Below are 20,441 nucleotides of genomic sequence, written 5' to 3'. Positions count from 1 at the left end.
CGAGCTGCAAACTCATAGGCCTATCGGGTTTGGCGCACCGACCGCGAAACCTCCGCAGTTCACAACTCAACTGCGGTCTTCGGGAAGATACAAGGTTGCCAATGGCATCACGCACCTAGCCGCGGCTGAGCCACGAGATGCGCGACCAAGCTCGCTCGAGCACCACGTCTCGCGCAAGAACCGCGGGCGCGAGGACAACGACCGCGAGGCTAATCAGGACCGCTGCCGCAAACCACGGGTTACCCGTGCCGGCGACGAACATGAGCGGTGCGCAAAGGACGAAAGCGAGCGCAAGCCCAAAGAGCGCCATGCGAAGCGGAGTTCGACTTTTCATCTTGTGCGGGTCGACCGCTCGCTAGGGGAGTTCGATCCTTCCCTGAACATAAAGTAGGCGAAGGGCACGTAGTAGAACACCAGCCAGTGCCCAGAAAGGGCACGCATGACGTTTGCTTGGTGGATGGCGTACTCGGCCGACGTGAGCTCGCGAATTACGTGACCGTGAATCTGCAATACGAACTTGCCTTCGCGAATGGACGGCTGACCACCTTCAGATATGGCAAGTGTCAGCAAGAAGTTCAAAGGAACGTATGCCGTGAGCACGAGGCCGAGAACGAACGCCCAAGTCGGCATCACGGATCGAATATCAACAAGCCGCGGCTTGGCACCCAGCGTGCGGCGGCTCATCAAGACGAACGGGATGAAGACAACGAAGAGGCCCACATGGAGACTCCACACATATGGCACGTTTGCTGAAACGTCGACACCCATCAACGCGCATGCGTGCACCAGAAGAGATAGCCCAAAGCCCACAAGAGCAATGAACGCGAGAGCGCTTTGCATGGAGATCTAACGTTGGAGTTCAGGCGCGGCCATAGGCCGTCGCCTGGAACGACGGGTTAGGCGCATCGTGCCAGAGAAAGCTGAGGCCCCACCCTCACGCAAGCTCAAGACACAGCGCCACGGCGGTTGAAGCAAATGCGACCCAAAAGATGACCGTAAGCAAACGAGCGACGACCACAAGCTGCTTGGTTTCTGCATTGCGCAGCAGCGCTTTGGATTCGATGCCCCAAACATACTCGCGCTTGATGGGGTTCGCATATCCAGGGAGTCCAGCGCTAAAAGACCAGTCGGAAAGGTGCTGAGCTGCGGGATCGCGTTGAGTTTGCAGTCGAAAAACCAAGCGCTCGCGCACCAGATGAAGCCCGACGATTGGCAACAGCAAAGCAAATGGCAAGATCCAGAAGACTAGGCTTGGCATGTAACGACCGCTGCGAAATGAGCCTAACGTGTTATCGGGCGCAGCCCGCTGCTGCATAACATTGCGACTGCTGCATAACATCGGCCGCCAGCGCACACGAAAGTCCAGGCCCGGCAACCGCTTGGCAGCGATTCTGCAAGTTCGCCGTGCCCCAAAAAATCGGTGAAAACCGGCAGCGCCGGACGTCGCGCTGAGGCGCCAACGCGGCGCTCAAACCGGGCGCTCGGCGCTGCTGCCCTCGCCGACAGCCTCAGGCGCAAATCGCCGCCGCTCCACCCCGTCGATCACCACCGTCCCGACGAACATCCCGAACGGCCTCACCCACAGCGCGCCCTCGCCATACAGCGGCCGATAGACCACCAGCGCCTCGTGCGTCTCGCTGTGGCGCGCCACGCCGATTACTTCGTAGCGGCCGCCCTTGTAGTGGCGGTAACGCCCGATGGGCAGCGTCGGCAATGGCGGCAAGGTTTCGTTCATCATGATCTGGTCACTTGGGCGGCCGCCACCAGGGCGGCCAGGGCGAGCAGGCTCAGCAGGGCATGGCCCAGCGCGACGATCCATGGCCGCATCGGACGGTTGAGCGTCGGCAGGTTGCTGAACTCGGGGGTGATCTGGGCCGGATGCGTCTTGCAGTAGTTCGTGATGGCGGACCACGTGGCGAAGCTGGCCGCCTGCGAGTCGCGCACGAGTCGCCAGTTGAAGAAGGCGAAGCCGGCATAGCCGAGCGCGAGGCCCCAGCGAATCTGCTCGGGCGGGCCATGTGAAGACCAGGCCAGCGCCAGCGCCGCCGCGGTCACCACCTGAAAGTAGCCCCAGAACTTGTGCGTCTGGTCCGCATGCGCGCGGCCCACCGCCATTGCGTCCACCAGGTCGATCTGCATCTGTCGCCTCCACCTCGATCCGCGATCGTCGACGGCCTAGCCATGCCCGCGCTACAGCGGATGCAGCCGCGCTGCATCCGGCCGCTCGCACCAGGCCGCGAACTCCTCGGCCAGGCGCTCGCTCTCGGCCACCGCCCGGCTCCAGTCGCGCACGCGGGCCGCGGTGTCGGTGCCGTAGCGCTTGAAGTCGGTGCGGTCGGGCAGCTTGGCGTTGGGCAGCGCGCGCGCCACCCAGGCCGGGTCGGGCGCGAGCACCACCACGTTGTCGAGCGCGGGCGTGGCGTGGTGGCGGTGCTTGAGCGCCTTGTCGAGCCAGCCCGGCACCACCTGTTTTTGAAAGTGCGGATACAGCACCAGCCCCTCGCCCATCGAGGCGTAGTTCCAGTGCAGGTGGTAGTCGGTGATGCCGCCGTCCCAGTAGGCGCCGGGCGGCGCGCCGGGGATGTCGTGCACCGCCTTCAGCACGAAGGGGATCGAGCAACTCGCGAGCAGCGCCTGCCGAAAGTTTTCATCTGTGAGCCGCACCACGCGGTGGCGCAGGTCGGCCAGGTCGAGCGGCGGCGCTTCGGCATCGCGCGAGAAGACCACGCGCTCGAGCCAGGCACCCAACGTCTTGCGGCTCACCGCGTTGCTCAGCACCGCGCCCAGGTAGCCGGCCGGCGTGCGCAGCCGCCCTTCGCGGCCCAGGATGTGGCGGCCGCGCGAGGTCACGATGTGCAGCCGATAGCGCGGGTGCGCGAGGATGCCCTCGACCGCGCCCTCGAAGAAGGCGCGCAGCGTGGCGTCGAAGTCCTTGCTGATCTGGGTCGCGGTCGGGAAGCTCTTGCCCGGCTCGACCTCGTAGCTCTGGTGGATGTAGCCCTGGGCCAGCTTGCGGAAGTTGGCAACCGGGTCCTCCATCGCGCCGGTCGCCATGCGCCAGGCGCCGATCGAGGCGCCCACCAAGTGCACCGGCTGCTCGCTCTGCGGCAGCCAGCGGCCGAACAGGAAGCGGTCGATGCCGCCCAGCACCAGGCCCTTGGGCCCACCAGCGGCGGCGGCGATGACGCGCACGTCCTGCGGGCGCAGGCCCTCGCGTTCGATGTGACGGCGCGCCGCGGGGCCGGCGTGGATGCGCAGGGCGTTGGTTGAAGAGAAATCGGTCATTCCTCCGATGCTAGCCGCGCCCTTGTAGGACGACGCACCGGGCGCCGAACAGATCGGCACGTCTGTTGCATGTTGTTAGCTATCGATACGTGCCAAACATCACGTTTCTGGCGCGGCCCCCGGCATGCTTCCCACTCGACAACAACAACGCTCTCTTGCTGTGCTCACCCAGCCTCTTCTGCCGTACCCGCTGCTGCTGCGATGCTTGGTCGCCGCGCTGCTCGCCACCCCCGCGCTCTGCCTTGCCGCACTCCCTGCCGCCTTTGACCTCGACACCTTGACGCAGGAGGCCCGGCGTCTGGCGGCGCAACCGTGGCAGCCGCCGCGCGCCGTGGGCAACGCCCGCTTGGCCGCGCTGAGCTACGACGACTACCGCGACATCCGCTTCAAGCCGGCCGCCTCGCTGTGGCGCGCCGAGGGCCTGCCCTTCGAGCTGCAGTTCTTCCATGCCGGGCGCGGCAACACGCTGACGCCCCGGCTGCACGAGATCGTCGACGGCGAGGTGCGCCCCCTCGCGCTGCCGCGCAGCGCCTTCAGCTACGGCCGCGCCGCCGCCGCGATCAACGGCGCGGCCGGCAATGCCGAAGTCGCCGGCTTTCGGGTGCACTACCCGCTCAACGACCCGGCCTACAAGGACGAGCTCGCGGTGTTCCTCGGCGCCAGCTACCTGCGCGCGATCGGCGCCGGCCAGCACTACGGCCTGTCGGCGCGTGGCATCGCGGTCGACACGGTCGGCGGCGCGGCTGGCGAGGAGTTCCCGGCCTTCACCGCCTTCTGGGTCGAGCGGCCGGCGCGCGACGCGCGCGAGCTCGCGATCTACGCGCTGCTTGAGGGACCGCGCGTGACCGGCGCCTATCGCATCAAGCTGCGGCCGGGCACGGCGACCGAGATGGACGTCGAGGCGCGCGTGTACGCGCGCACTGGCGTCGCCACGCCGATCGCCACGCTCGGCCTGGCGCCGCTGACCAGCATGTTCATGGGCGGCGAGAACCAGCCCGGGCCGCTGCAGGCGCTCGGCGACTTCCGGCCCGAGGTGCACGACTCCGACGGCCTGCAGATCGAGGGCGGCGACGGCGAATGGCTGTGGCGGCCGCTGGTCAACCCGGGCGGCGCCTTCGTCACCAGCTTCGCGATGCCGCGCGGCGTGCGCGGCTATGGCCTGATGCAACGCGACCGCGCCTTCGCCAGCTACCAGGACCCGGAGGCCGGCTACGAGCGACGGCCGGGCGCGTGGGTCGTGCCCAGGGGCGACTGGGGCGCCGGTCGTATCGAGCTGCTGCAGTTCCACACACCCGACGAGACCAACGACAACGTCGTCGCCTACTGGGTGCCGGCGGCACTGCCGGCACCCGGCGAGCCGCTCGCGCTGGCCTACACGCTGCGCTGGCAGGGCGACGCGCAACAGCGTCCGCCGGGCGCCTGGGTCACGCAATCGCGCGCCGGGCGCAGCCACGAGACACCGCGCCCCGGCGAGCTGCAGTTCAACGTGGACTTCACTGGCCCGGCGCTTGCTGCGCTGAAGCCCGATGCCGAACCGGAGCCGGTCGTCAGTGGCGGCGACAACGCCCGGATCCTGTTCAGCACCGTCAGCCGCCTGCCGCAGGGCACGGACCGGCGCATGACGATCAAGCTGCAAAGGCACGACGCGACACGACCGGTGGAGCTGCGAGCCTTCCTGCGCCATGGAACCGAAGTACTGAGCGAAACATGGACCTACGCAGTACCCCCGCAATGAGCCTCGAGGCCGTCGTCACCGACGCAGCGCGCGAGCCGCAGGCCGCCGACCTGCGGCACCGGCCGGCGCACCGCGAGCGTGCCCGCAGCGCGCCGCCGCTCCTGCGTGGTGCGATGACGCCGCGGCCGTGGCGCGGCTTCTGGCCGGGGCTGGCGATCACCCTGCTCGCGCTGCTGCTCGGCCGCGACACGGTGCAGCCGCTGGCAGCGCCCTGGGCCGCGACCGCCAGGCGGCGGCGGCGCGCGCTGCTGGCGCTGGTCGTCGGCAGCGCGGCGCTGGCAACCAGCGTGCTGTGGCTGGGCGGCATGGCGAGCGAGGCCGGCCTGCTGGCTTGGCTGCAGGTCGGCCTGTTCGCGCTGCTCTTCGCCTGGATCGCCGCCGGCTGCGTGACCGCGCTGATGGGCTACCGCGCACTGCGGCGCGGCGACGTTCATGCGCTGGCGGCGGACGACGCGCTCGATGCCGGCGCGGCCATCGACGCCGGCGCCCGCACCGCGATCCTCATGCCGATCTGCAACGAGGACGTCGCGACCTGGGCCAGCGGGCTGCGCGCGACGATCGAGTCGCTGCGTGCCAGCGGCCAGGCCCGGCACTTCGAGGTCTTCATCCTCTCCGACACCAGCCGGCCCGAGTTGCGCGCGGCCGAGCTCGCCGCCTGGCTGGCACTGCGCGAGACGCTGGGCAGCGACGACGACGGCATCGCCGGCCGCCTGCACTACCGCTGGCGCCAGCGCCGCACCAAGCGCAAGGCCGGCAACGTGATGGACTTCTGCCGCCGCTGGGGCCGCGCCTACCGCTACATGGTGGTGCTCGACGCCGATAGCGTGATGAGCGGCGAGACGCTGGTCGCGATGCTCCGGCTGATGGAATCGCAGCCGCGCGTCGGCATCCTGCAGACGCTGCCGCGCGGCGGTGGCCTGGATACGCTGCATGCTCGCGCGCAGGCCTTTGCCGGTCGGGTGACCGGGCGCCTGTTCAGCGCCGGGCTCAGCTGGTGGCAACTCGGCGAGTCGCACTACTGGGGCCACAACGCGATGCTGCGCGTGGCGCCCTTCATGCGGCACTGCGCGCTGGCGCGGCTGCCGGGCAACGGTGGTCTCGGCGGCGAGATCCTCTCGCACGATTTCGTCGAGGCCGCGCTGATGCGTCGCGCCGGCTTCGAGGTCTGGCTGGTGCCCGCGCTCGAGGGCAGCTACGAGCAGCAGCCGCCGCACCTGATCGACGAGTTGCAACGCGATCGCCGCTGGTGCCAGGGCAACCTGCAGAACGCGCGCCTGGTGGCCGAGCCGGGCCTTGCCGGCGTGCACCGCGCGATGTTCGTGACCGGCGCGCTGTCGTACGCCGCCTCGCCGCTGTGGCTGGCCTTCGTGCTGCTCGGCGCGGTGCCGTGGCTAGCCGGATCGTCCACTGCCGTCGCCCTCGACGCCGCTGCGCTGCCCTGGGCCACGCTCGCGCTGTGGGGGCTGACGCTGGCGATGCTCCTGCTGCCGCGCGTGCTCGGCGTGGCGCTGGTGCTCCAGCGCGGCGAGCAGTCCGGCTACGGCGGTGGAATCAAGCTGGTCGGCAGCGCGCTGGCCGAGGCGCTGCTGTCGGCGCTGCAGGCGCCGGTGCGGATGCTGGCTCATTCGAGTTTCGTGCTGAGTGCGCTGACCGGCCTGAAGCTGCAGTGGATCTCGCCCTCGCGCACCGCCGCCGACGTCGGCTGGCGCGAGGCGGCGTCGCGCTTCGGCCTGGTCGGCGCGCTCGTGGCGGCAGGTCTGGCCTGGGGGCTGGCCGGCGAGCCGAGCGACGCCTGGCGCGTGGCGCCGCTGGCGCTGCCCCTGTTGCTGGCCGTGCCGCTCGCGGTCATGACGAGCCGCGCCTCCATCGGCCGCGTTCTGCGCGATCGCGGCTGGCTGCTGGTGCCGGAGGAGGCGCAACCGCCGTTGGTGCTGCGGCGCGCCGGACGCTACGCGCGCGAACTGGCGGCAGTCGACGCCCTTGCACCGCTGGCCGGCGGCAAGGCACCGGTGGCCGCGGCGCGCCCGCTCGCCTGGCAGCGCGGCCTGAGCCTGGCGAGCCTGGCGCTGGCCGGCCTCTTCATCAGTGCGGCCCCGCGCGGCATGGGCCACGCCGAACTCTCGGCACACGTCCTGGAGACCCAGCGCATCGTGATGCTGGCAACGAGCCCGCAGGCCGAGGCCCGCGTGCTGCCACGCGAGAAGCCGCGTCTGCAGCGCGTGGCCGCCAGCAGCCAGCGCGCAACGCGGCAGCAGGCGCAGTGGCTGGCACCGCCGCGCGGCACCAGCGATTCACCGATCTGAGGATCGGCCGCGCGGCGCGTTTCAGTCGCGCCGCAGCTTGGCGAAGGCCGCCGCCATCGCGCTAGCACCCGCGGGCTGCTGCGGCGCGCGCTGACCACCGCCACCGCCGCCGCCACCACCACCACCACGGCTGCGCTCGTCGCGCCCGGCGGCGCGGAAGCGGTTGTCGCCCGTGGCACCCGCGCGCGGCGCGCTGCTGTCGAGCTTCATCGTCAGCGAGATGCGGCCGCGTGCGAGGTCGACCTCGAGCACCTTGACCTTGACGATGTCGCCGGTCTTGACGATCTCGCGCGCGTCGGTAACGAACTTGTTGGCCAGTTGGCTCACGTGGACCAGGCCGTCCTGGTGCACGCCGAGGTCGACGAAGGCGCCGAACTGGGCCACGTTGCTGACCGTGCCCTCGAGCACCATGTCGGGCTGCAGGTCCTTGATGTCCTCAACGCCGTCGTTGAAGCGCGCGACCTTGAAGTCGGGGCGCGGGTCGCGGCCCGGCTTTTCGAGTTCGGTGAACAGGTCCTTGACGGTGATCGCACCGAACTTCTCGTCGGCAAAGGCCTCGGGCCGCAGCTTGCGGATCACGTCAGCATTGCCGACCAGCTCCGTGATCGGGCGGTCGACCGCCTTGATGATCTTCTGCACCAGCGGGTAGGTCTCGGGGTGCACGCCGCTCATGTCGAGCGGGTTGTCGCCGCCGCGAATGCGCAGGAAGCCCGCGGCCTGCTCGAAGGTCTTGGGGCCGAGGCCGGTCACTTCGAGCAGTTGCTGACGGTTCCTGAACGCGCCTTGCGCGTCGCGCCAGCGCACGATGCTGGCCGCCACGGCCGGGCTCAGGCCCGAGACCTGGCCGAGCAGCGCGACCGAGGCCGTGTTGAGATCGACGCCGACCTTGTTGACGCAGTCCTCGACCACCGACTCCAGCGAGCGCGCCAGCTCGCTCTGGTTGACGTCGTGCTGGTACTGGCCGACGCCGATGCTCTTGGGCTCGATCTTGACCAGCTCGGCCAGCGGGTCCTGCAGCCGGCGCGCGATGCTGACCGCGCCGCGCAGGCTCACGTCCAGATCGGGCAGTTCCTTGCTTGCGAACTCCGAGGCCGAGTAGACCGAGGCGCCGGCCTCGCTGACGACCACCTTCTCGATCTGGGTTCCAGGTGCGAGCTGCTGGATCTTCTTGATCAGGTCGGCGGCCAGCTTGTCGGTCTCGCGGCTGCCGGTGCCGTTGCCGATCGCGATCAGGTTGACGCCATGGGTCGCGCACAGCCGGCCCAGCGTGTGGAGCGAACCTTCCCAATCCTTGCGCGGTTCGAGCGGGTAGACCGTGGTCGTGTCGAGCACCTTGCCGGTGCTGCTGACCACCGCGACCTTGCAGCCGGTGCGGATGCCGGGGTCCAGCCCCATCACCACGCGAGGGCCGGCGGGTGCTGCGAGCAGCAGGTCGCGCAGGTTCTCGGCGAAGACCTTGATCGCGGTCGCCTCGGCGCTTTCGCGCAGGCGCGAGAACAGGTCGCGCTCCAGGCTCAGGCTGAGCTTTACCTTCCAGGTCCAGCCCACGGTCTTGCGGATCAGCGCATCGCCGGGGCGGTTGGCGTGGCTCCAGCCCAGGTGGCGCGCGATGCGGCCTTCGGCCAGGCCAGGCTGGCCCACCACCGGTTCTTCATCGAGCGCCAGCTTGGCATCGAGGATCTCGAGCGTGCGGCCGCGAAACACCGCCAGCGCGCGGTGCGAGGGCACGGTGCGGATCGGCTCGTCGTAGTCGAAGTAGTCGCGGAATTTGCTGTGGTCGGCGTGGTCCGGGTCCTTGCCGTCCATCAGCTTGGAGCGGAACAGGCCCTCCTCCCACAACCACTCGCGCAGCTTGCCCACGAGTGCCGCGTCCTCGGCCCAGCGCTCGCTGAGCAGGTCGCGCACGCCGTCGAGCACGGCAAAGGCATCGGCGAAGCCGGCCTCGGCCAGCTTGGCGGCACCGCCCTCGTAGGCCGCGACGAAGGCCGCGGCCTCGACGGCCGGGTCGAGCGTGGGATCGGCAAAGAGCCGGTCGGCGAGCGGCTCGATACCGGCCTCGCGGGCGATCATGCCCTTGGTGCGACGGCGCGGCTTGTAGGGCAGGTAGAGGTCTTCCAGTTCCTGCTTGGTCGGCGCGGCCTCGATCGCGGAGCGCAGCGCGGGCGTCAGCTTGCCCTGCTCGTCGATGCTCTTGAGCACCGCGGCGCGACGCTCCTCGAGCTCGCGCAGGTAGCCGAGCCGGCTTTCGAGCTCGCGCAACTGAATGTCGTCGAGGCCGTCGGTGGCCTCCTTGCGGTAGCGGGCGATGAAGGGCACCGTGGCGCCGCCATCCAGCAACTCGACCGCGGTGTTCACTTGCGCCGGCCGGACCTTGAGTTCGGCGGCAATCTGCAACAGGATCTTGTCCAAAACTTCTCTCGAAAAACTGCGGGATCGACCGGGGAGCGCGCGAGTCTGCCACAGCGAAAAGCAGCCGCCGACGCTGCATTTGTGGCAAGGGGTGTCAGGATCGACGAACCGTCCCGACCAAGACTGATGAACACCCGAACGCTCATGATCGCGACCGCGCTGCTGGGCACCGCCGGCGCCCACGCCGCCACCCGCTGCGAGGCCCGCTCCGCCGCCACGCCGCCGGCGGTGGTCGAGCTCTACACCTCCGAGGGCTGCAGTTCCTGTCCGCCGGCCGAGGCCTGGCTCAACACCCTCAAGGGCCGGCCCGAGGTGATCGCGCTGGCCTTTCATGTGAACTACTGGGACTACATCGGCTGGACCGACCGTTTCGCGACGCCCGCCACCACCCAGCGCCAGCGCGAGCTGGCACGGATGCACGGCCGCGACGGCGTCTACACGCCGCAGGTGGTGCTGGGCGGCGCCGACTGGCGCGGCTGGGGTGGCGCCAACGTGCCGGCGCCGCGCACCGCGAACGCGCCGGGCTTGCTGCTGGCGCGCGAGGGCGACACGCTGACCGCCACCGTCGACGCGGCCAGCGGCAGCCAGCCGCTCGCCGGCTACTGGGCGGTGCTGGAGGACGGCATCGAGACCCGGGTCCGCGCCGGCGAGAACGCCGGCCGCACGCTGCGCCACGACCATGTGGTGCGCTTCTACAAGCCGGTGCCGGCGTGGCCGGCGGCGCAGGGGCAGACGCTGCGCGTGGCGCTCGAGCCCGGCACGCTGAAGCCGGCGCAGCGGGCGGTGTTCGTGGTGACCGAGGGCTCGCGGCCGTTGCAGGCCGTGGCGCTGGCCTGCAGCTCAGCCACGCCCCGATAGCGCAGGATCGCTGTCGACCCTGACTCGCTGCGCGACCATGGCCGACGCGTGATCGAGCTTGTGCGCGAACGCCTGCCAGCCCTCGATCGGCGCTGAAGCCGGCGCTTCGCCGGTGCGGGATTCGACGGCATGATCCGGCGCAGATGCAGATTGCCCGCCGCGCCGCCACGCTCGCGCTGATCGCCGCCGGCGGCCAGGTCATCGCCTACCTGCTGCAGGTGCTGCTGGCCAGGCGGCTCGGGGTCGACGGCTTCGAAGCCTACGTGGCGGCTGCGTCGGCCTTCATCCTGATGGTCACGCTGGCGCCGCGCGGCATCGAGAAGTACGCGTTGCGGGTGCTGCCGGCCATGCTCGAGCGCGGCGACTGGGGCGCGGCGCGCGGCTACCTGCGCTTTGCGCTCGCGCAGGTGCTGCTGGCCAGCGTGCTGACGGCACTGCTCGTTGCGATCTGGGCGCTGGGCTTCAGCGACGGCTCGAACGCCAGGCGCTGGGCCATCGTCTTCAGCTGCCTCGCGCTGCCGGCCGGCGCGTTGACCCATTGCGCGCTCGAGATCCTGAGCGCGGCCGGTGGCGAGTTGCGCGCGGCGGCGATCTTTCGCGTCGCGGTGCCGGGCCTGGTGCTGGCCATGGTCGCGCTACTGCTGCCGCTGTTTCCCGAGCCGAGCGGGGTGGTGGCGATCGCGGCCTGGGGCGTGGCGTGGTCGCTGGCGCTGGTGCTGATGGCGCTGGCCTTGCGCCGCATCGCCCCGCCGCAGATCTGGCGCGCCGTGCCGCGGGCCGCGCCGCGGCTGTGGATCAGGGAGGCGCGGCCGTTCTGGATCTACCGCATCTCGATGGCGGTGCTGGCGCAGGCCCCCATCGTCGCGCTGGTCGCGCTGCAGCCCTCGCCGGCGGCGGTCGGTGCCTATGCCGCGGCGGCCGGCACCGTGAGCCTGGTCGTGGTGCTCGTCACCGCGACCAATCGCATCTATGCGCGGCGCTTGGCGGTGCTGCTCGAGCGCGGCGACTACGACGGCGTGCTCGAGCAGCGCCGGCTGCGGCTGCGCTGGCTGGCGCCCTTGATGGTCCTGATGCTGCTGGTGGCGTTCCTGTTCTCCGAACCTCTGCTGGCCTTCGTGCGGCCCGAGTTCGTCGCGGACGGCGTGGCTCCGCTGCGGTTGCTTTCGGTGGCGGCCGCCTTCAGCCTGCTGTTCGCGATGGCGCCGACCTACCTCAAGTACCGCCGCCGCAAACTGGCGACCTACTCGATCGTGGCCGGCGCCGCCGCGCTGCAACTGGTGCTACTGCTGTTGCTGGTGCCGAACCATGGGGCCGCAGGCGCCGCCTGGGCCTACCTGCTGTCGATGGGCTCACTGTACGGCGTGTTCGCGTGGCTGGCGCGACGCGAGGTGCTGGAGCTTCAGGCCGCCGCCCCGCGCGGCGACTGAGGCGGCCCCGTCAGCGGGCCGGCCACCCACTCCTCAGAACGCCAGCCGCCCGCGCAGGCTGAAGACCCAGAGCTGGTCCTCCCGCGGGTTCAGCGCCGGGTTGTTGACCAGCTGCAGCACCGGCGTGATGGCCAGGTTGGGCGTGATCGCCCAGCGGTAGAACACCTCGCTGGTGACCTGCTCGCGCAGGATGGTGTTGGCCGGCCGCGTCCAGCCGATGGCGACGCCCAGCAGGTCGGCCGGTGCCGTGGGCGGCCGCCAGCCCAGGCCGAGCGAGACGTTGCGATCAAGCTGCCAGCCGTCGGACCAACCGCCGCGCAGGAAAGGCATGAAGTTCTCGCCGAACAGCCAGTTGGCGTTGAAAGCCACGCCGTTCGCGCGCGGGCTGCCGTTGTTCAGCGGATCGCGGTACCAGACCGTCATGCTGATGTTGTTGCGGTCCATCGGCCCGCGCGCATTGATCGGTACGCCGCTGGCCGCCAGCGCGCTGAAGCCGAAGTCCAGGCTGTAGAAGTAGTCGTTCTCGCCGAAGAAGTCGCCGATCGTGCTGCCGGTGTCGCTGCTGTAAGGCGTGAACATGCCACCCTGCATGTACAGGCCCGGGCCGCCCTGCGGGTACCACGCCGCCACGCCGCCGAAGCCGCGCAGCGGCACCGCGATCGTCGGGCTGGTCGAGAACTGCAGGCTCAGGAACTGGCGGTTGTCGTCGAAGAACGGATAGGCGTTGACGAAGTTGGGCGCGAAGATCTTGCCGACCGTGTACTGGAAGCGGTTCTGGAACAGGTTCTGGCGGACGTAGGCCTGCGTGATGCCGAGGCTGAAGTCGCCCCAGGTCGCGGCGGTGGGAACCGCCGATCCGGCGGCGATGCCGGCCTGCAGCGGCGCGCGGTCGGTGCCCAGCGGCCGGCGGTCCTCGACCGCCATGTCGAAGGTCAGCGCGTCGGGCGCGCCGCGGTTGAGCAGGTCGTAGGACAGGTTGAAGGTGAACTTGTGGCCGACCGCGTTGCTCTCTACCCCCGGCGGCGTGTTCGAGTAGCTCTGCCACAGCACGCCGTAGGAGCCGCCGATGACGAGGCCGGTGTTCTGCCGGAGCTCGCTCTTCCAGGCGAACCACGGGTCCATCAGCGTGTCGCGCCGGCCAAAGCTGCGGCGGATGGCTTCGTCCTGCGCAAGATCGCCGTCGACCGACATGCCGCCGACGAACTGGTCGGGATCGACCTCGGCATCCTGGCCGCGCGCCGCGGGCGCGGCGGCCAGCAGCGCGCCGACCCAGAGCACCGCGCACAGCGGCTTGGCGGCCGCCAGGCTGGCTCGGAGGGGCTGTCGTCTCATGCTCAGGCCTCCCAGACCGGCCGCGCACTGCCGCGCACGGCGACGAGCGGATCGCGCCAGCGACCGGGAGTCTTTGACAGCTTGACCTGCGGGCCCAGGCGCCGCACCTCGCCATAGGGCGTCTGGGCCACCAGGATCTCGGGCGAGATCAACCGGTTGTTCGGGCCGGACAAGTCGAACTTGAGGTCGGGGAAGCGGCCCAGGCTGGCGTACCACATGGCAGCGCGCGTGAGGCTGACGCGAACGTGATAGCTGCCGCCCTCCTTTGCGCGGCGGCGCAGCGCAGCGATCACGCCGGCGGCGCCGAGGTAGCCGGCGATGTAGTCGTTCATCACGAGGGTGGGCGGGAAGCGGGGCGGGCCGCCGGCGCCCTCCTCGAGGGTGAAGCCGGAGGTGGAGAGGCCCTCCATGTCGAAGCCGCCGCGCTTGGCCCAGGGGCCGTTGGTGCTGTTGGCGTTGCAGGAGAGGTAGATGATTCCCTTGTGGCCGTTGGCCAGTTCCTGGGGGCCGAAGCCGAGGCGGTCGAGGGTGCCGAGACGGAAGTTCTCGACAAAGACGTCGGTTTGCGGAATGAGGCCCTTGAGGCGCTTGTTCTGCTCGGCGTTGCGGAGATCGACGAAGGCGGAGCGCATGCCGACGTTGACGTCGATGACGAGGGCCTCGTGCTCGAAGGCCTGGTCGCGGGCGACATGGAGCACCTGGGCACCGTATTCGGCCAGCGTGCGCGACGAGCAGGTGCCGGCGATGACGTGCGTGTTGGAGATGACCTTGAGGCCGGAGAGCGGCTGCTTGGGATCCGGGCTCCAGGGAACGGGCGCGCCGTTTGCGATCTTGACGATCTCGACGAGCGGCGTGGCGGCGAGCACCTTGCCTTCGGGGTGGGCCAGCCACTCGGCGCGGGTGCGGTGGACGACGCCGACGCCGCCGAGTTCGGCCAGTTCATTCTCGAACTCGAAGGCGTTGACCTGCTTGAAGGCCTTGCGGATGTTGTCGCCGCCGGGCGAGGACTTGAGCGCCCGCAGCGCGCGCTCGTTGAGGTGGGGGTAGGCGCCGGTGATGTTGAAGAAGCGGCCGTCCTTCGTTTCGAAGGGGACGAAGGTCATTGGGTTGCCAAGGCCGACCGGCGCCTGGAGCATCAGGCCGTTGTTGGTGGGGATGACGAAGTCGCGCGGGATCGGGTCGGCCGCGGGGATGGTGCCTTCGCGCTGGGCCATCAGCAGGATGGCGCCGATCAGCGGGTTCACGTTGTAGACCGACTCGCGCAGGTCGACCGTGAGATCCTGGCTCTGGCCGGTGCGCTCGCGCCAGATGGCGGCGGCGCCAACGCCCGCCCCCATCGCCGGGAGTGCCATCGCGGCGCCCACCCGGAAATGGCTGCGGATGATCGGGTCGGCGCCGGTGAACTCGACCTTGCCGCCGGCATCCTGCGGCGTACCGCCGATGTCACGCATGAAGGTGCTGAAGGCAGCGTTGATGTCGAAGTCGGCCGGCTTCGGCTGCGCCTGCACGGAGCCCGGCAGGGTCCCCGCCAGCGCCGTCGCACCCAGCGTCGCATAGCCGGTCTGATGAAGGAACTCACGTCGGCTGATGTCCGTCATTCGCTGTCTCCCGGCTGGCTTCGGGCAAGGTCCGCCCGTAGATTAGCAAAGGCATTCAGGCGCATCGCCATCGGTGTAGCAGCGCGCCCTGCCGCGCGCAGCAGGGCCGCGCGCAATCCCGACGGGCATCGTGCATCAGCTGCGCTCGCGCCCATGGCGTGGACTTCGGTCGGACGCGCGCCGCGGCGCGGTCGACGCAGAGAAGATCGTTGGTTGAACGCGTTGTACCGCGATCTTGTCTTCGACAATGTGAAGACGCGAACCGCACAGACGAGCGCTATTTCCAGCTGATCCCTAGTCCGACATCGATCGACAGCTCAGATTCGACCCGGACAACGGGCCGAGCTTTGACACACGCGCTAGGCGCGCTGCCGAGCCCGCAGCCAGCGGATCTGCAGCGTCAGCCCGATCCCGAAGAGCACGAACAACGCCGCGTACAGCGGCTTGAACTGAGGCGCCTCGGCCGAGGCCAGCACGGGTGCGTCGAGCGGCAGCCGGGTCAGCGTCTCCGTGAAGCCCGGGATCATGTGGAACAGGAAGGTCGACGAGAAGGCGACCAGCTGCACATAGGGCGAGGCGCGACCGAAGCGCGACGAGGTCGCCGCGACCATGCCGACCGCCAGCGCCAGCAGCGTGAGGATCGACAGCACATGCGGCGGGCCGAAGCCGCCATGCTCGAAGATGCCGAGGCCGGTGGCGGCGGTCAGGAAGGTTGTCACCAGGTAGAGCTTGCCGAGGCCGGTGCCGGGCTCGATCTGCTTGTCGCGGGCCAGCGCCCAGAAGCCGCTGGCCAGCGCGACCAGGCTGATCGCGGTGTGGATGACGCCGAGCGGGGTCAGGCCGTAGATCATGTGAAAGCTCCCAGGTTTGTTGCGCCGATCGCGGCAACCGGCGTCAGCAAGAAGCGCGCCGCCCGCAGAGCTCGCGTCCTTCGTGCCGTCCAAGCCTGCACTTGCAGGCTCGGAGCCGCGGCACTCGCTGCGCTCACCTTCGGCTCATGCCGCTCGCAGAGCTCGCGTCCTTCGTGCCGTCCAAGCCTGCACTTGCAGGCTCGGAGCCGCGGCACTCAGTCAGCCGGGCGCAGGAACTGGATCCGCAGGCGCCCTTCCTGCACCCGCACGTCGCCGAGCAGCATCATCGCCAGCCGCTCGCGCCGCGACTCGGTGTCGAAGGTGTAGATCGGCGTGTTCTGCAACTGCGCCGTCACGCCGGCGATGCCGCGCTCGCGCAGCATGCGGGCCATGAACGGCGGCACGCCTTCGAGGTCAAGCTGGCTGACCTCGAGATCGTCGAAGTAGAAGCTGCCCTCGCTCGCCACGTAGCGCAACTTGCCGGAGAACGCGAGGCGTCCCGGCACCTGGATCTCACCGAGGTTGGCGTCGAAGCGGGTCGAGATGTCGATGCGCTCGGAGCCCTCGACCAGGCGCAGCGCGGGCTCGCTCAGTTCGATGCAGGCACCGACGGCGGTGCAGTTCCTGAGCGGGAAGCGCGGGCCGAGGCTGGCCATGATCTGCTCCTGCGTCAGCTCTACCACCGGCGGCGAGACGAAGCGCAGATAGGCCCACACCGTGGCCACGATCGCCGCCAGCACGAGCAGGCCGATCGCCGCCCAACGCAACAGCTTGCCCACCGATGGCCTCCCTTGCGCCGTCCGCGGCGCAGTGCCTCAAATCGCCTTCAGCCCCAGCTTGTCGAACAGCGCCTCGTCGCGCGCGACGTCCGGGTTGCCGGTGGTCAGCAGCTTCTCGCCGTAGAAGATCGAGTTGGCGCCAGCCAGGAAGCACAGCGCCTGCACCGCCTCGCTCATCTCCTGGCGGCCGGCCGACAGGCGCACGTAGGCGGTGGGCATCGTGATGCGCGCAACCGCGATGGTGCGCACGAACTCGAGCGGGTCGAGCTTGTCGACATGCGCCAGCGGCGTGCCTTCGACCTGCACCAGTTCGTTGATCGGCACCGACTCCGGATAGGCCGGCTCCAGGTTGGCCAGCTGCGCCACCAGCCCGGCGCGTTCGCGCCGGCTCTCGCCCATGCCGACGATGCCGCCGCAACAGACGCTCATGCCGGCCTCGCGCACGCGCGCCAGCGTGGCCAGGCGCTCGTCGTAGTCGCGCGTCGTGATGATGCGGCCGTAGGCCTCGGGCGCGGTGTCGAGGTTGTGGTTGTAGTAGTCGAGGCCGGCGTCCTTGAGCGCGTGCGCCTGCGGCTCGGTCAGCATGCCGAGCGTGCAACAGGCCTCCAGCCCGAGCGACTTGACGGTGCGCACGAGCTCGGCAACCTTTTCGATGTCGCGGTCCTTGGGCTCGCGCCAGGCCGCGCCCATGCAGAAGCGCGAGGCACCGGCGTCCTTGGCGGTCTGGGCCGCGGCGCGCACCGCATCGACGTCCATCAGCTTGCTGGCCTCGACGCCGGTGTCGTAGTGCACCGACTGCGGGCAGTAGGCGCAGTCCTCGGGGCAGCCGCCGGTCTTGATCGACAGCAGGCTCGAGCGCTGCACCGCGTTGGCATCGAAATGCTCGCGATGCACCTGCTGAGCGCGATAGATCAGGTCGTTGAAGGGCAGCGCGAACAGCTCTTCGATCGCGGCAACGCTCCAGCGCTCGGTGCCGGCCTGCGGCCTGGCACGGCGGACGATTTCGATCGGTTGCGCGTTGGCGCTCGGGGACACGGTGACTTCTTGCATGCCCGGATTCTCCCTCACTCAGGATCAGGCTCGGCCGCGCAGCCAGGACGCGGCCCCCTGCCCCGCCACGCGCCCGCTGGCCAGGCAGGCGCTGAGCAGGTAGCCGCCGGTCGGAGCCTCCCAGTCGAGCATCTCGCCGGCACAGAACACGCCCGGCAGCGCCTTCAGCATCAGCCGCCGGTCGAGCGCCTCCAGACGCACCCCGCCGGCCGTGCTGATGGCCTCGTCGATCGGCCGCGCCGCCACCAGCCGCAGCGGGAGCGCCTTCAACGCCGCCGCCAGGCGCGGCACATCGTGCAGCGTCTCGCGCGGCAGCAGCTCGTGCAGCAGCGCGGCCTTGGCGCCATCGATGCCGAGCCGGCTCTTCAGGTGGGTGGACAGGCTGCGCGGTCCGCGTGGGCGCTCGGTCTCGGCCAGCACGCGGGCGGCGTCGAAGGCCGGCAGCAGGTCGAGCGTGAGGATCGCCTCGCCGCGCCGGTCGATCGCGTCACGCAGCATGGCCGAGGCGGCGTAGACCAGGCTGCCCTCGATGCCGGTGGCGGTCAGCACGAACTCGCCCTGGCGATCGAAGACATCGCCGCGCAGGTCGACGAAGCGCAGCCGCACCGGCTTGATCGGGGCGCCGGCAAAGCGCGAACGCAGGTGTTCGCTCCAGCCCGCTGCGCGCCCCTCGACGCCGATGTCGAAGCCGCAGTTCGAGGGCCGCAACGGCGCCAGCTCGACGCCGCGCGCCGCCAGCAGCGGCGCCCAGGCGCCGTCGGAGCCCAGCCGTGCCCAGCTCGCGCCACCGAGCGCGAGCACGGTGGCCTCGGCCCGCACCATGTGCTCGCCCTGCGGGCCGTGCAGACGCAGCGCACCGTCGTCGGCCCAGCCGAGCCAGCGCTGGCGCTGGTGGAAGCGAACGCCCTGCGCGCGCAGCCGATGCAGCCAGGCGCGCAGCAAGGGCGCAGCCTTCATCTCGGCCGGGAACACGCGACCCGAGGTGCCGACGAAGGTGCTGACGCCCAGGCCCGTCGCCCAGTCGCGCAGGGCCTGCGGCGAAAACGCCTCGAGCCAGCTCGTCACCTGCGGCGCGCGCGCGGCGTAGCGGCTGGCAAAGGGCGACGCGGCGCCTTCGAAGGCTTCGCTGTGCGTGAGGTTCAGGCCGCCCTTGCCGGCGAGCAGGAACTTGCGACCGACCGAGGGCATGGCGTCGAAGACGTCGACCTGGCAGCCGGCCGTCGCCAGGGTCTCGGCGGCCATCAGCCCGGCAGGACCGCCGCCGATGACGGCGGCCTGCAGCGGCGCTGGCTTGGACTCGATCGCTTGGTTCACGGCGGGTGGGCTCGGCAAGGGCGCGCGAGTGTGCCATGCAGGCGTCACGCCAGTTTCATCGGCGCCGGTCAGGCTTGCGTTCTCCAAGATTCGACATGCCGCCATGAACCAGGATCTCGACCACCCGCCGCGCCTCCTGCTGCGCGATGCCGCCGCCCGCGTGGTGGCGATCGGCCGGCTCCACCTCGGCGGCCGCGACCGCAGCGACGGCACGCCGGTCGCCGTCTTCGCGCATGGCGTGAGCCACGCGGAGCCACGAGCCGACCGCCTGCGCCTGCACAGCCGCGTGACCACCGGCGTCGGCCGGCTGGATGTCCTGTGGGAGGTCGCCGGCGATCCCGGCTTCGCCGCCGTCGCCGCGCGCGGCATCCAGGCCACCGGCGTCGCGCAGGAGTTCAGGCTCGAGGTCGATGTCGCCGGCCTGCGGCCCGGCACACCCTACTGGTATCGCTTCGCGGTCGGCCAGCAGCGCTCGCCGGTCGGCCAGGCTCGGACCTTGCCGAGTGCAATCGAGGCGAGGCCGACAGCGCCGTCGAGTTCGGGCCCGGGCCTGATCCGGCCCGCGATGCTCTTGGCGTAGCGGAACGGCTCGTCGGGGTCGGGCTGCTCTGCCTGGGCGCGGCCAGCCGCTCGGGGATCCGCTCGCCGCCGGCGGTCAAGCGCCCCGGCCGAGGGACACGGCGGCAAGCGGCGCGCGGCGGCTGCCGCCAGAATGGGCGCCACCACTGCCCATGAAGCGGATCGCAGCCCTGCTCCCCCTGCGGCCCGTGGCCTTTCTCGGCCACGTGCTGATCTCGGCGTTCGCCGGGCTGCGCGGTGGCTGGCGCTTCAGCTCGCGCGACCTCGGCCAGGTGACGGCCGAGTGCAGCGCACGCGCGGTGCCGATCGTCAGCGTCGTGAACCTGCTGGTCGGCGCGATCCTGGCTTTCGTCGGCGCGGTGCAACTGGTGAAGTTCGGCGCCGGCATCTTCGTGGCCGACCTGGTCGGCATCGCGGTGGCGCGCGAGATGGCGGCGGTGATTACCGCGGTCGTGATGGCCGGCCGCACCGGCGCCGCCTTCGCCGCCGAGCTCGCGACGATGCAGGCCGGCGAGGAGATCGACGCGCTCGAAGTGCTCGGGCTCGACGCCGTCGATTACCTGGTGCTGCCACGCGTGATCGCGCTGCTGCTGATGATGCCGCTGCTCTTCGTCTACGCCACGCTGGCCGGGCTGATCGGCGGCCTGATCGTCGCCACCGGCATGCTCGGCCTCTCGCCCGCGGCCTACATCGACCGCAGCTTCGAGGCGCTGACGCTGACCCACCTCGGCCTCGGCTTCAGCAAGTCCTTCGTCTTCGGCGCGCTGATCGCGCTGGTCGGCTGCTACTGCGGCCTGCATGCCAGGCGCAACGCGGCCGGGGTCGGCATCGCGACGACGCAGGCGGTGGTGGCCAGCATCGTCGGCATCATCGTCATCGACGCGATCTTCGCGGTCTGCGCCAACGCGCTGGACATCTAGT

The 20,441-nt window shown here is 70.2% G+C and carries 18 protein-coding genes; 6 read left to right on the top strand and 12 right to left on the bottom strand.

Going from position 1 to position 20,441, the window contains the following annotated elements:
* Window positions 1-330: 330 nt before the first annotated feature.
* The 5 genes from EV670_RS18575 to EV670_RS18555 all read right to left on the bottom strand — a co-directional run bounded on the left by EV670_RS18575 (window position 331) and on the right by EV670_RS18555 (window position 3,285).
* On the bottom strand, window positions 331-840 hold the full coding sequence (locus EV670_RS18575; protein ID WP_130434967.1) for a hypothetical protein: 510 nt from the start codon (window positions 838-840) through the stop codon (window positions 331-333).
* A gap of 94 nt (window positions 841-934) precedes the next feature.
* Window positions 935-1,258, bottom strand: a complete 324-nt coding sequence (locus EV670_RS18570; protein WP_130434965.1) for a hypothetical protein — start codon at window positions 1,256-1,258, stop codon at window positions 935-937.
* Between the two features lie 210 nt (window positions 1,259-1,468).
* Window positions 1,469-1,738 carry a DUF1653 domain-containing protein gene (locus EV670_RS18565; protein WP_423213596.1) on the bottom strand — a complete coding sequence of 90 codons (270 nt, stop codon included), beginning with the start codon at window positions 1,736-1,738 and terminating at the stop codon, window positions 1,469-1,471.
* Window positions 1,735-2,139: a hypothetical protein gene (locus EV670_RS18560; protein WP_130434963.1), complete on the bottom strand. Its 405-nt coding sequence runs from the start codon at window positions 2,137-2,139 to the stop codon at window positions 1,735-1,737. The genes EV670_RS18565 and EV670_RS18560 overlap by 4 nt, the downstream gene beginning before the upstream one ends.
* A gap of 51 nt (window positions 2,140-2,190) precedes the next feature.
* The gene (locus tag EV670_RS18555; RefSeq protein ID WP_130434961.1) at window positions 2,191-3,285 is read right to left on the bottom strand and encodes a patatin-like phospholipase family protein; all 1,095 of its coding nucleotides are present in this window, start codon (window positions 3,283-3,285) and stop codon (window positions 2,191-2,193) included.
* A gap of 160 nt (window positions 3,286-3,445) precedes the next feature.
* On the opposite strand from EV670_RS18555, the gene EV670_RS18550 reads away from it, so the two are divergent.
* Both EV670_RS18550 and mdoH read left to right on the top strand, forming a co-directional pair.
* The gene (locus tag EV670_RS18550) at window positions 3,446-5,020 is read left to right on the top strand and encodes a glucan biosynthesis protein G (RefSeq protein WP_242617051.1); all 1,575 of its coding nucleotides are present in this window, start codon (window positions 3,446-3,448) and stop codon (window positions 5,018-5,020) included.
* Window positions 4,993-7,323 carry a glucans biosynthesis glucosyltransferase MdoH gene (gene mdoH, locus EV670_RS18545; protein ID WP_242617050.1) on the top strand — a complete coding sequence of 777 codons (2,331 nt, stop codon included), beginning with the start codon at window positions 4,993-4,995 and terminating at the stop codon, window positions 7,321-7,323. Before EV670_RS18550 ends, mdoH begins: the two co-directional genes overlap by 28 nt.
* A 21-nt stretch (window positions 7,324-7,344) precedes the next feature.
* On the opposite strand, the gene EV670_RS18540 is transcribed toward mdoH, so the two are convergent.
* Window positions 7,345-9,732 (bottom strand): Tex family protein, encoded by a 2,388-nt coding sequence (locus EV670_RS18540; protein WP_130434957.1) that lies wholly within the window; start codon window positions 9,730-9,732, stop codon window positions 7,345-7,347.
* Between the two features lie 126 nt (window positions 9,733-9,858).
* On the opposite strand from EV670_RS18540, the gene EV670_RS18535 reads away from it, so the two are divergent.
* Window positions 9,859-10,590 (top strand): DUF1223 domain-containing protein, encoded by a 732-nt coding sequence (locus EV670_RS18535; protein WP_130434955.1) that lies wholly within the window; start codon window positions 9,859-9,861, stop codon window positions 10,588-10,590.
* Window positions 10,591-10,733: 143 nt separating this feature from the next.
* Entirely contained in the window at window positions 10,734-12,017 is a 1,284-nt protein-coding gene (locus EV670_RS18530; protein WP_130434953.1) for a lipopolysaccharide biosynthesis protein, read from the top strand.
* A gap of 33 nt (window positions 12,018-12,050) precedes the next feature.
* On the opposite strand, the gene EV670_RS18525 is transcribed toward EV670_RS18530, so the two are convergent.
* From EV670_RS18525 to EV670_RS18500, 6 genes are all read right to left on the bottom strand, one after another.
* A complete protein-coding gene (locus EV670_RS18525; RefSeq protein ID WP_130434951.1) occupies window positions 12,051-13,349 on the bottom strand; it encodes a carbohydrate porin in 1,299 nt (432 codons plus the stop codon).
* A gap of 2 nt (window positions 13,350-13,351) precedes the next feature.
* The gene (locus EV670_RS18520; RefSeq protein ID WP_130434949.1) at window positions 13,352-14,947 is read right to left on the bottom strand and encodes a CoA transferase; all 1,596 of its coding nucleotides are present in this window, start codon (window positions 14,945-14,947) and stop codon (window positions 13,352-13,354) included.
* 359 nt (window positions 14,948-15,306) lie between these two features.
* Window positions 15,307-15,798, bottom strand: a complete 492-nt coding sequence (locus tag EV670_RS18515) for a hypothetical protein (protein WP_130434947.1) — start codon at window positions 15,796-15,798, stop codon at window positions 15,307-15,309.
* 215 nt (window positions 15,799-16,013) lie between these two features.
* Window positions 16,014-16,577: a DUF1439 domain-containing protein gene (locus EV670_RS18510; RefSeq protein WP_130434945.1), complete on the bottom strand. Its 564-nt coding sequence runs from the start codon at window positions 16,575-16,577 to the stop codon at window positions 16,014-16,016.
* A gap of 36 nt (window positions 16,578-16,613) precedes the next feature.
* Complete coding sequence (gene bioB, locus EV670_RS18505; protein ID WP_130434943.1) at window positions 16,614-17,627, bottom strand: biotin synthase BioB; 1,014 nt, start codon at window positions 17,625-17,627, stop codon at window positions 16,614-16,616.
* Between the two features lie 24 nt (window positions 17,628-17,651).
* The gene (locus EV670_RS18500) at window positions 17,652-18,941 is read right to left on the bottom strand and encodes a TIGR03862 family flavoprotein (protein WP_278044434.1); all 1,290 of its coding nucleotides are present in this window, start codon (window positions 18,939-18,941) and stop codon (window positions 17,652-17,654) included.
* Window positions 18,942-19,044: 103 nt separating this feature from the next.
* On the opposite strand from EV670_RS18500, the gene EV670_RS18495 reads away from it, so the two are divergent.
* The gene (locus tag EV670_RS18495; RefSeq protein WP_165393361.1) at window positions 19,045-19,521 is read left to right on the top strand and encodes a PhoD-like phosphatase N-terminal domain-containing protein; all 477 of its coding nucleotides are present in this window, start codon (window positions 19,045-19,047) and stop codon (window positions 19,519-19,521) included.
* Between the two features lie 187 nt (window positions 19,522-19,708).
* Window positions 19,709-20,440 (top strand): MlaE family ABC transporter permease, encoded by a 732-nt coding sequence (locus tag EV670_RS18490; RefSeq protein WP_207225111.1) that lies wholly within the window; start codon window positions 19,709-19,711, stop codon window positions 20,438-20,440.
* The last annotated feature ends 1 nt before the right edge of the window (window position 20,441 follow it).

This window comes from Rivibacter subsaxonicus, from assembly GCF_004217215.1.
GTDB classification, from domain to species: domain Bacteria; phylum Pseudomonadota; class Gammaproteobacteria; order Burkholderiales; family Burkholderiaceae_C; genus Rivibacter; species Rivibacter subsaxonicus.
Note: the sequence above shows the minus strand (reverse complement) of the source record. Positions and strands in the feature narration are given on the sequence as shown.